A 9,236-nucleotide genomic window follows, 5' to 3' on the forward strand; every position below is an offset into this window, starting at 1 on the left:
CGAGGCAGGAGGGGCAAGCGGGTATGCGGAGCACACCGAAGCCAGCGATGAAAGCCGACCCTGGTCGCGGCATGCCACGACCAGACCCGTACAGCAAGGAGCGGCTCGCACCGGTCGTCGCCGAGGCCCGTAACTGGACTGACCTGATGCGACGCCTCGGCCTCGGGACAAGTGGCGGCCAACGGCGTGTACTGCAGGGGAAAGTAACGGATCACGGACTCGACACGAGCCACTTCGCCAAGCGAAGCCCATGGCGCAAGTACCCGGACGCCGCCATTGCAGAAGCTGCCCTCGCGTCGTCCTCGCTGCGCGAAGTGGCCCTAAAGTTGGGTGCCGCCCCAGCAACAGGAACGCTCTCCCACATCCGACGCCGCATCAGTGCGGCGGGCATCGACATCAGCCACTTCCCCGGCATGGATCGCCCCGACGTGGACCTGCCTTTCACCCCGGAGGAGCTGCGGACAGCTGCATCCACGTCAACCAGCATGCGAGGTGTTGCCCGCACACTTGGCGTCCCGGATGACAGTCGTTCACGCGCGACGTTGAGCCGGATGCTCCTCGCACTGGGCATTGACGTCGGACACTTTTCATACCGGCGTGCCCCTATTCCCAAGGACAGGCTGCGCAGCCTTGTACAGAGCTCCAGCAGCTACGCCGACGTCATGCGTGGTCTCGACATGGAAGTCAACGACACCAATCACCGACGCGTTCGGCGCATCGCTTCGCGCCTGAATCTCGACACCAGCCACTTCAAGCGCCGAGCCTGGGGGCTACCGGATCGCCCACCACCGTCATCGACCGCACACCGGGTACTGGTCGTCCTGCCGGATCAAGCGGGACGGACCAACAGGACGCAGCTCCACCGGGCCCTGATCGAGATCGGGGTGCCGTACGTATGCGTGGAGTGCGGCAACACCGGTGAGTGGCGGGGTCGCCCGATTACCCTGCAGATCGATCATGCCAACGGAGACTGGCGGGACAACCGCAGAGAGAACCTGCGATACCTCTGCCCCAACTGCCATGCACTGACGGAGACGTGGTGCCGCCAGAAGGGAAGGGCACGTCTCGCAGGGTGACCTGTTCTCCCCGTACACTTAACGCCGGTCGAGCACGATGACCGTTTTTGAGCGGCCGTGATGGAACTGGCAGTCATGCTGGGTTTAGGTCCCAGTGGGTTCACACCCGTGTGGGTTCGAGTCCCACCGGCCGCACGCCTTTAAATCGAAGGCCCGCCTCGCACTTCCTGCGAGCCGGGCCTTCGCCGTACTTAGGAGTTGGCCAGGACAGCCTCGGGTGGGAATGGGGCAGTCGCGAAACAGAGGCCCTCACTCGGCCGGCAGCGCGAACCACCGCAGCAGTACCGGCTTGGCGTCCGGTGGGGCGTCCTCCGGGCCCCGGGCGAAGCGGGTCAGGAGGTCGAGGTAGGCGTCGTGGAAGGCGGTCACCTCTTCCTTGGTGAGGTGACTGAGGCTGCGGGAGCCCCGCATCCAGCCGTCCGACTCGGCCTGTTCCTCGGTGAAGCGGCGGGCCAGCTCGATGTCCTCATCCAGCCGCATCCGGTCGAGGGCCCCCGCGACCGCCCGCTCGCCGTCGGTCATCTCGTCCTGCGCCGGCCTGCGTACGTCGAGTCCGCGCACCGCCCGCCACCAGCGCTCGCGACTGTTGGGCCGTTCCGGCACGTCCTCGATGAAGCCGCCGCGCTCCAGGCGGCGCAGGTGATAGCTGAGGGTGCCGGTGTTCTCCCCGAGGGCGGCGGCGAGGGTGGTGGAGGTCGCCGGGCCCGAGACGGCCAGGTGGCGGAGGATCTTCAGGCGCAGCGGGTGGGCGAGGGCCTTGAGGGCCGCCGGGTCGCTGACCGCGCGTCGCTCGCCGTCGGGCCCGGCATTGGCACCGGCCTCGGCATCAGGGGTGGGCTCCGGCTCGGCTGCATCACTCATGAGGGCAGCCTACGCCCAGCACAGCCGAATCTCTGCAGAGTGAAGTCTGCAGAATTTTCTCTGCAGACCTTCCATTGCAGAGGAACGGCTGCAATCCTTGAGGCGTGGACATCGACATCGCGGGACCCTCCCGCCCGTCCGCCATTCACCTGGAGGCCTTCATGCTTCGCGCCCGACGTCTCGTCATGGCACTGTCCGCCCTGGCCCTCGCCGCCGGCACGGGCGCGGCGACTGCGGGTCCCGTGCAAGCCGACGCTGGCGCAAGTGCTGGTGCTGGTGCTGGTGCGGACGCGCGTCAGCTTGGCTTCGCGGACTGTCCGACCCTCTCCGAGCTTCCCGAAGGCGCCGATCCGGCGAAGTGGCGGTGCGAGGCCATGACCGCCACGGGGCATCTGACCCTCGGTCGCGTCGAGGTGCCGATCGACCGGCCCCTGGCGATCACCTTCGCGGAGGGCAGGGTCGACGGCGAGTTCCGTCAGGTGTTCGGGGCGATGGCCGCCACTCCCCTACGAGTTCGGGGCACACCGCTGTCGATCACGCCTCGGTACGGCGGCTATTCGGACTTCGAGTCCAACGACGAGCGGCGGGGCGAGCTGGATCTGACGTTCCGTGTATCCGGGCCGGGGGTCCCGCGCGGTTGTTCCATAGGCACCGACGCGGCCCCGGTCCACCTGGTGCTCAAGGAGACGGATCCGTCGAGGGTCGTCTCGCCGGACCCGCTGATCGTCGCCTTCGGGGTGGCCGACAACCGCTTTGCGGCGCCGGGCACTTCGGGCTGCGGCCGACTGGGCCCCGTGCTCGACAAGGTGCTGCGGTTGCCGGCACCGGCCGGTGTGAACGGCATCGACCTGGACGCGCGGGTGGCGCTGCGGTCGTACGGCGCGGTGGGGTAGCCGAGCGGTCGTGGCCGGGTTCCGGTTGGTTCCTCAGCCCAGCAACTCCCGTACGACCGGTACGAGTCCGCGGAACGCCTTGCCCCGGTGGCTGATCGCGTTCTTCTCGTCGGGAGTGAGTTCCGCGCAGGTTCGGGTGTCGCCCTCGGGCTGGAGGATCGGGTCGTAGCCGAAGCCGTGGGTGCCGGTGGGCTCGTGGCGCAGGGTGCCAAGGAGGCGGCCCTCGACCACGCGTTCCGTTCCGTCGGGGAGGGCGAGTGCGGCGGCGCAGGCGAAGTGGGCGGCGCGGTGTTCGTCGGCGATGTCGCCGAGTTGGGCGAGGAGGAGCCTGAGGTTGGCCTCGTCGTCGCCGTGGGTGCCGGACCAGCGGGCGGAGAAGATGCCGGGGGCGCCGCCGAGGACGTCGACACAAAGGCCCGAGTCGTCGGCGACGGCCGGGAGGCCGGTGGCTTGGGCGAGAGCGTGCGCCTTGAGGAGGGCGTTCTCGGCGAAGGTGACGCCGGTTTCCTTGACGTCGGGGATCTCCGGGTAGGCGTCCGCGCCGACGAGGTCGTGGTGGAGACCTGCGGCGGCGAGGATCGCCCTTAGCTCGGTGAGCTTTCCGGCGTTGCGGGTGGCGAGGATCAGGCGGGTCATGGTGCTCACCCTAGCCAGGCGGGCGGTGCCGCTCGTGCGGTGCCTGCGATCGCCCGCCCACCGCTGCCCGCGATCCGATCGCCTGCCACCCGCGGCGGAGCCGGTCGTTCACGGGCGGATGGGCGCCCCCCCGTCGTCCACCCGTGGCAGGAACGGCCGCCCATTCGCGGCGGGCAGGCGTACACCCACGGCAGGACGGCCGTTGCCGCTAAGCCCATCCGCGGCAGGACGCCCGTTGCCGCTACAGGCGACGTCTACCGGCTACGGGCGATGCCACGGCCGCGGCCACGTCTACGGCGTGCAGACCTTGGTGAGTTCGCCGGCCGCGTCCGTGACGGGGCTGATGTCCGGGGTCTCGTCGCCGTTCTTGATGGAGTCGCGGACGTTGGTGACCGCCTTCTGGAGGTCGTCCACCGCCTTGTTGATGTCGGTGTCGTCGGTCTTGTCGCCGATGGTGTCGAGGTTCTTGTCGATGGAGTCGAGCGCCTCGTCGGCCTGCGTCGGGTCGTTCGCGGCGTTCTCCACGGCCTGCTGGAGGTCGGTGACGCTGTCGGCGATGGTGTCGGCGGTCTGGACGCAGTCCAGGGCCTTGTTGACGGCGTCGCAGCCGGTGGTCAGCCCGGCCGTCAGCGCGACGGCTGCCACGGCGGCGGCGATGGCAGTGGTGCGGCGTACTCGGCGGCGACTCGCGGCCATGGAACGGTCCTCCCGATGCGTCAGGCCCGAGGGCCCCGTTGCGTAGGCCACAAGGCCCCCGTGTGGTGCTGGCCGGGCGTACGGCGGTGTGCCGTACGCCCGTACTCGTAGGGACGCGACGGCCGGTGCCGTGGTTGCCCGTGGCAGGAGGCCGTCTTGGTGTGTCCTTTACCTTTCCAGGACCGTATCAAGTGCCGTGCGCTGGGCGACAGCGAGTTCCGTGCAGCCCAGAACGGCCAGGTCGAGAAGGGAGTTGAGCTCCTCGCGGGCGAACGGTTCGGCCTCGGCGGTGCCCTGGACCTCGACGAAGCGGCCGTCGCCGGTGCAGACGACGTTCATGTCGGTGTCGGCGCGGACGTCCTCCTCGTAGCAGAGGTCGAGGAGGGGTACGCCGCCGACGATGCCGACCGAGACGGCGGACACCGTTCCCGTCAAGGGCTGGCGGCCGGCGCGGATGATCTTCTTGCCCTGGGCCCAGGAGATGGCGTCCGCGAGGGCGACGTACGCGCCGGTGATGGCCGCGGTGCGGGTGCCGCCGTCGGCCTGGAGGACGTCGCAGTCGAGGACGATGGTGTTCTCGCCGAGTGCCTTGTAGTCGATGACGGCGCGCAGGGACCGTCCGATGAGGCGGCTGATCTCGTGCGTACGGCCGCCGATCTTGCCGCGGACGGATTCGCGGTCGCCGCGGGTGTTGGTGGCCCGCGGGAGCATGGAGTATTCGGCGGTGACCCAGCCCTCGCCGCTGCCCTTGCGCCAGCGCGGGACGCCCTCGGTCACGGAGGCGGTGCAGAAGACCTTCGTGTCGCCGAAGGAGACGAGGACGGAGCCCTCGGCGTGCTTGCTCCAGCCGCGTTCGATGGTGATCGGGCGGAGCTGTTCGGGCGTGCGGCCGTCGATTCGAGACATGGCGTCGAGCCTAGTCGTATACGGGTGAGGGGCCGCCCCGGGTAACGGAAGCGGCCCCTCAGGAGTGAGACCTCAGGTCCCGGGGCCGGGGCCCGGAGTCGGAGGTTTCACATCATGTCTTCGATGTCCGCGGCGATCGGGTCCGCGTCGGTGCCGATGACGACCTGGATGGCGTTGCCCATCTTGACGACGCCGTGGGCGCCCGCGGCCTTCAGGGCGGCCTCGTCGACCTTGCTCGGGTCGATGACCTCGGTGCGGAGGCGGGTGATGCAGCCCTCGACCTCTTCGATGTTCTCGATGCCACCGAGCCCGGCGACGATCTTCTCAGCCTTGCTGGCCATGTCCTACTCCCTGATCCGAACCGCTTTGTCGCAGTAACCCACAGTTGGCCCATCTTCGCGAGCGGTCACGTCACCCGTACCGAATGATGGCGAACACGACAGCGCAACCGTTCGCCGACTGGTCTACACCAGTTTTCAACGGCCGCCAAACCCGGTCCCGTTCCAGCGGGCGCGGGAGGGCGGCGGGAGACGTGTGGAGGGGCGCGGGAGGATGCAGGAGGACCGCCGATGAGTGCCGACAGCGCCGCCGCGCCCGCGCGCGCCCGCTGGAGCAACCTGTTCCAGGGCCTGCAGAAGATGGGCCGCAGCCTCCAACTGCCCATCGCCGTACTGCCGGCCGCCGGCATTCTCAACCGCCTGGGCCAGCCGGACGTGTTCGGTGCCGACGGTCTCGGCTGGACGGACGTCTCCAAGGTGATGGCGGGCGCGGGCGGCGCGCTGCTGGACGGCTCGCTCGGTCTGCCGCTGCTGTTCTGCGTCGGTGTGGCGATCGGCATGGCGAAGAAGGCCGACGGTTCGACGGCTCTCGCGGCGGTGGCCGGGTTCCTCGTCTACTACAACGTGCTGCGGCAGTTCCCCGAGGACTGCGCCGAGCAGGCGAAGGTGGTGGCGGCCGGCTGTCAGGCGGACGACGGCTCGGTGGTGGTGTTCACCTACCAGAATCCGGGTGTCTTCGGCGGCATCATCATGGGGCTGATGGCGGCCTACTTCTGGCAGCGCTACCACCGCACCAAGCTGGTGGACTGGCTGGGCTTCTTCAACGGCCGCCGTCTCGTGCCGATCATCATGGCGTTCGTGGCGATCGCGTTCGCGGCGCTGTGTCTGTGGGTGTGGCCGCCGGTCGGCCGGGGTCTTGAGGACTTCAGCGACTGGCTGGTGAGCCTGGGTTCGTGGGGTGCGGGTCTCTTCGGTCTCGCCAACCGGGCGCTGCTCGTGATCGGGCTGCACCAGTTCCTGAACGTGCCCATGTGGTTCCAGTTCGGCAGTTACACCAAGCCGGACGGCACGGTCGTGCACGGCGACATCAACATGTTCCTGGCGGGCGACCCGGACGCGGGGCAGTTCACGTCGGGCTTCTTCCCCATCATGATGTTCGCGCTCCCGGCGGCGTGCCTGGCGATGACGCACTGCGCGAAACCCCAGCGCCGCAAGGAGATTGGCGGCCTGATGACGTCGATCGCCCTGACGTCGTTCGTCACGGGCATCACGGAACCGATCGAGTACTCCTTCGTGTTCATCGCACCCGCGCTGTACGCGGTGCACGCGATCCTCACGGGCGTCTCGATGGCGGTGACATGGGGTCTGGGCGTGCACGACGGGTTCAGTTTCTCGGCGGGCCTGATCGACTACGTCATCAACTGGAATCTGGCCACGAAACCCTGGGCGATCATTCCGATCGGCCTGTGCTTCGCCGCCGTCTACTACGTGGTCTTCCGGTTCGCGATCACGAAGTTCAACCTGCCGACGCCCGGCCGGGAGCCGGAGGACGAGGTCGAGGACGTGACGAAGGCGTAAGCGCTCCGCCTTTCCTGGGGCCCCGAGGCCGTTCGTAGTCTGCGGACCGTCGTGGCCATTTCGCGCAGTTCCACGCGCCCCTTATGGGGCGCTTTTTCATGCTTACAGGCACTTGATTCCGTATGGTCCAGGCCACAAAAACTGCGGGTTCCTTATCTCACCTTCACCGTGCTACAACAGGTCTACACCACTGAGTGGTGTAGACCACGTGGATGCTGTCCATCCCCCGTGCAATTTCCTTCCGTTCATTTCCCGTCCCCGGCAGCACCCTGCACATGGAGGAACCATGACCACCGCCACAGCTCCGGCGGCCCCCGCGAAGAAGTGGGGATCCGGCCTGCTCCAGGGCCTGCAGAAGGTCGGCCGCAGTCTGCAGCTCCCCATCGCAGTGCTGCCGGCCGCCGGCATCCTGCTCCGTCTCGGCCAGCCCGATGTGTTCGGCCCGGACGGGCTCGGCTGGAACAAGGTCGCGTCCGTGTTCGCCACCGCCGGCGACGCGGTCTTCGCCAACCTGCCGTTGCTGTTCTGCGTCGGCATCGCCATCGGCTTCGCCAAGAAGTCGGACGGCTCCACCGCGCTCGCGGCGCTCGTCGGGTTCCTCGTCTACAAGAACGTGCTCACCGCGTTCCCGATCAGCGAGGCCAAGGTCCAGAAGGGCGCGGACGTCGCCGCGACCTACAACGACCCCAAGGTCCTCGGCGGCATCGTGATGGGCCTGATAGCCGCCGTCACCTGGCAGCGCTTCCACCGCACCAAGCTCCCCGACTGGCTCGGCTTCTTCAACGGCCGCCGTCTCGTACCGATCCTGATGGCCTTCATCGGCACCGCCGTCGGCGTCTTCTTCGGCCTCGTCTGGGAGCCCGTCGGCGACGTCATCACCAACTTCGGCGAGTGGATGACCGGCCTCGGCTCGGTCGGCGCGGGCATATTCGGCGCCATCAACCGCGCGCTGCTGCCGGTCGGCATGCACCAGTTCGTGAACACCGTCGCCTGGCAGGAGATCGGTACCTACACGGACTCCGCCGGTGCCGTCTGGCACGGTGACCTGCCGCGCTTCTTCCACGGCGACCCGACCGCCGGTCAGTTCATGACGGGCTTCTTCCCCATCATGATGTTCGCGCTCCCGGCCGCCGCCCTGGCGATCACGCACTGCGCCCGCCCCGAGCGCCGCAAGGCCGTCGGCGGCATGATGGTCTCCCTCGCGCTGACCTCGTTCGTCACGGGTATCACCGAGCCGATCGAGTTCGCGTTCATGTTCATCGCGCCGGTCCTGTACGTGATCCACGCGGTCCTGACCGCGATCTCGATGGCCGTCACCTGGGCGCTGGGCGTCCACCACGGCTTCAGCTTCTCCGCGGGCGCCATCGACTACTTCCTCAACTGGAACCTCGCCACCAAGCCATGGATGATCATCCCGATCGGCCTGGTCTTCGCGGCGATCTACTACGTGACCTTCCGCTTCGCGATCATCAGGTTCAACCTCGCGACGCCGGGCCGCGAGCCCGACGAGGAGGTCGAGGACCTCACCAAGGCGTGAGGACCAAGGCCTGAGCACCAAGGTCTGAGGCATGACGAAGGCCCCCGGAGCCGATCGGCTCCGGGGGCCTNNCCGTACGCCTCCACGGGGTGGCTCACCTTCTCGGTGTGCACCGAGAACGGGCCGATCTCGAACGAGCCCGGCTTGACCGTGTGGAAGTCGAAGACCTCGCTCATCGAGGAGGCGGAGGGGGTGTCCGCGTACGCGGTGGTCAGGCGCTGTTCCGTGCCCTCTGGTCCGTAGACGGGGATCGGATCGCAGCGCCCGCCGTCATGGCGGTAGTAGCGTGCGACGAAGTACGCGCACATGTCGATGCAGTGGTCGGCGTGCAGGTGGCTGAGGAAGATCGCGTCAAGGTCGTAGAGACCGCAGTGGCGCTGCAGCTCGCCAAGGGCACCGTTGCCCATGTCGAGAAGCAGCCGGAAGCCGTCGGCCTCGACGAGGTAGCTCGAGCAGGCCGATTCCGCGGACGGGAACGACCCCGAGCAGCCGACGACGGTGAGCTTCATAAAGCAGAAACCTCCGCTGGCGGGGAGTGAAGACGGGGGTCGTGCGGTCCGTCGAGCGTAAGGCGCAAAAGGTCCTGTCGCTCCTCCGTCGAGGGCTGTTGTGGGGGAACTCACCTGCGGTGTCACCGGTTCGGGGGCCAGCGGGGTGGCCAGACGTGGGCCCCGTCACGCCGGTACCGTCATATCCATGAATACGTCGTGGTGGCTCGCGTTGGCGGCCGTGGTGCTGTTGGCGGGTGTCGCGACGGTGGTGGACGGGTGGGGGC

At 68.1% G+C, this 9,236-nt stretch carries 9 protein-coding genes, 1 tRNA gene and 1 pseudogene; 5 read left to right on the top strand and 6 right to left on the bottom strand.

All coding sequences use genetic code 11. The annotated features are described in order from the left end of the window. The first annotated feature begins 47 nt into the window (after positions 1 to 47). Together AOK17_RS48180 and AOK17_RS09090 are read left to right on the top strand one after the other, a co-directional pair. Entirely contained in the window at positions 48 to 1,076 is a 1,029-nt protein-coding gene (locus AOK17_RS48180) for an HNH endonuclease signature motif containing protein (RefSeq protein ID WP_245697062.1), read from the top strand. A gap of 51 nt (positions 1,077 to 1,127) precedes the next feature. After that, positions 1,128 to 1,211: transfer RNA gene (locus tag AOK17_RS09090), tRNA-Leu, on the top strand. Between the two features lie 114 nt (positions 1,212 to 1,325). On the opposite strand, the gene AOK17_RS09095 is transcribed toward AOK17_RS09090, so the two are convergent. After that, positions 1,326 to 1,937 (bottom strand): ArsR/SmtB family transcription factor, encoded by a 612-nt coding sequence (locus AOK17_RS09095; RefSeq protein WP_079052890.1) that lies wholly within the window; start codon positions 1,935 to 1,937, stop codon positions 1,326 to 1,328. Between the two features lie 104 nt (positions 1,938 to 2,041). Between AOK17_RS09095 and AOK17_RS09100 the strand changes: the two genes are divergently transcribed. Next, positions 2,042 to 2,830 carry a hypothetical protein gene (locus AOK17_RS09100; protein WP_245697063.1) on the top strand — a complete coding sequence of 263 codons (789 nt, stop codon included), beginning with the start codon at positions 2,042 to 2,044 and terminating at the stop codon, positions 2,828 to 2,830. Between the two features lie 33 nt (positions 2,831 to 2,863). Here AOK17_RS09100 and rdgB read toward each other — a convergent pair whose 3' ends face one another. The 4 genes from rdgB to AOK17_RS09120 all read right to left on the bottom strand — a co-directional run bounded on the left by rdgB (position 2,864) and on the right by AOK17_RS09120 (position 5,409). Continuing rightward, the gene (gene rdgB, locus AOK17_RS09105; RefSeq protein ID WP_055611834.1) at positions 2,864 to 3,466 is read right to left on the bottom strand and encodes an RdgB/HAM1 family non-canonical purine NTP pyrophosphatase; all 603 of its coding nucleotides are present in this window, start codon (positions 3,464 to 3,466) and stop codon (positions 2,864 to 2,866) included. Between the two features lie 291 nt (positions 3,467 to 3,757). After that, on the bottom strand, positions 3,758 to 4,162 hold the full coding sequence (locus tag AOK17_RS09110; RefSeq protein ID WP_055611835.1) for a hypothetical protein: 405 nt from the start codon (positions 4,160 to 4,162) through the stop codon (positions 3,758 to 3,760). 168 nt (positions 4,163 to 4,330) lie between these two features. Beyond that, positions 4,331 to 5,068, bottom strand: coding sequence for a ribonuclease PH (gene rph / locus AOK17_RS09115; RefSeq protein WP_055611836.1), 738 nt, complete (start codon positions 5,066 to 5,068; stop codon positions 4,331 to 4,333). A gap of 107 nt (positions 5,069 to 5,175) precedes the next feature. Continuing rightward, entirely contained in the window at positions 5,176 to 5,409 is a 234-nt protein-coding gene (locus tag AOK17_RS09120; protein ID WP_055611837.1) for a PTS sugar transporter subunit IIB, read from the bottom strand. A 228-nt stretch (positions 5,410 to 5,637) separates the two neighbouring features. Here AOK17_RS09120 and AOK17_RS09125 point away from each other — a divergent pair, with 228 nt between their 5' ends. Further along, positions 5,638 to 6,924, top strand: coding sequence for a PTS transporter subunit EIIC (locus AOK17_RS09125; RefSeq protein WP_055611838.1), 1,287 nt, complete (start codon positions 5,638 to 5,640; stop codon positions 6,922 to 6,924). Between the two features lie 286 nt (positions 6,925 to 7,210). Continuing rightward, entirely contained in the window at positions 7,211 to 8,461 is a 1,251-nt protein-coding gene (locus tag AOK17_RS09130; RefSeq protein ID WP_055611839.1) for a PTS transporter subunit EIIC, read from the top strand. 72 nt (positions 8,462 to 8,533) lie between these two features. Here AOK17_RS09130 and AOK17_RS48185 read toward each other — a convergent pair. Continuing rightward, positions 8,534 to 8,970 (bottom strand): annotated as a pseudogene (locus tag AOK17_RS48185) (MBL fold metallo-hydrolase); the annotation flags it as partial. Between the last annotated feature and the right edge of the window lie 266 nt (positions 8,971 to 9,236).

Source organism: Streptomyces phaeochromogenes, from assembly GCF_001418655.1.
Lineage (GTDB): Bacteria > Actinomycetota > Actinomycetes > Streptomycetales > Streptomycetaceae > Streptomyces > Streptomyces phaeochromogenes.

Coding starts and splice junctions, on each gene's coding strand:
- AOK17_RS09120 (WP_055611837.1), bottom strand. CDS start 5,409: ATGGCCAGCAAGGCTGAGAAGATCGTCGCCGGGCTCGGTGGCATCGAG.
- AOK17_RS09095 (WP_079052890.1), bottom strand. CDS start 1,937: ATGAGTGATGCAGCCGAGCCGGAGCCCACCCCTGATGCCGAGGCCGGT.
- rph (WP_055611836.1), bottom strand. CDS start 5,068: ATGTCTCGAATCGACGGCCGCACGCCCGAACAGCTCCGCCCGATCACC.
- AOK17_RS48180 (WP_245697062.1), top strand. CDS start 48: ATGAAAGCCGACCCTGGTCGCGGCATGCCACGACCAGACCCGTACAGC.
- AOK17_RS09125 (WP_055611838.1), top strand. CDS start 5,638: ATGAGTGCCGACAGCGCCGCCGCGCCCGCGCGCGCCCGCTGGAGCAAC.
- AOK17_RS09130 (WP_055611839.1), top strand. CDS start 7,211: ATGACCACCGCCACAGCTCCGGCGGCCCCCGCGAAGAAGTGGGGATCC.
- rdgB (WP_055611834.1), bottom strand. CDS start 3,466: ATGACCCGCCTGATCCTCGCCACCCGCAACGCCGGAAAGCTCACCGAG.
- AOK17_RS09110 (WP_055611835.1), bottom strand. CDS start 4,162: ATGGCCGCGAGTCGCCGCCGAGTACGCCGCACCACTGCCATCGCCGCC.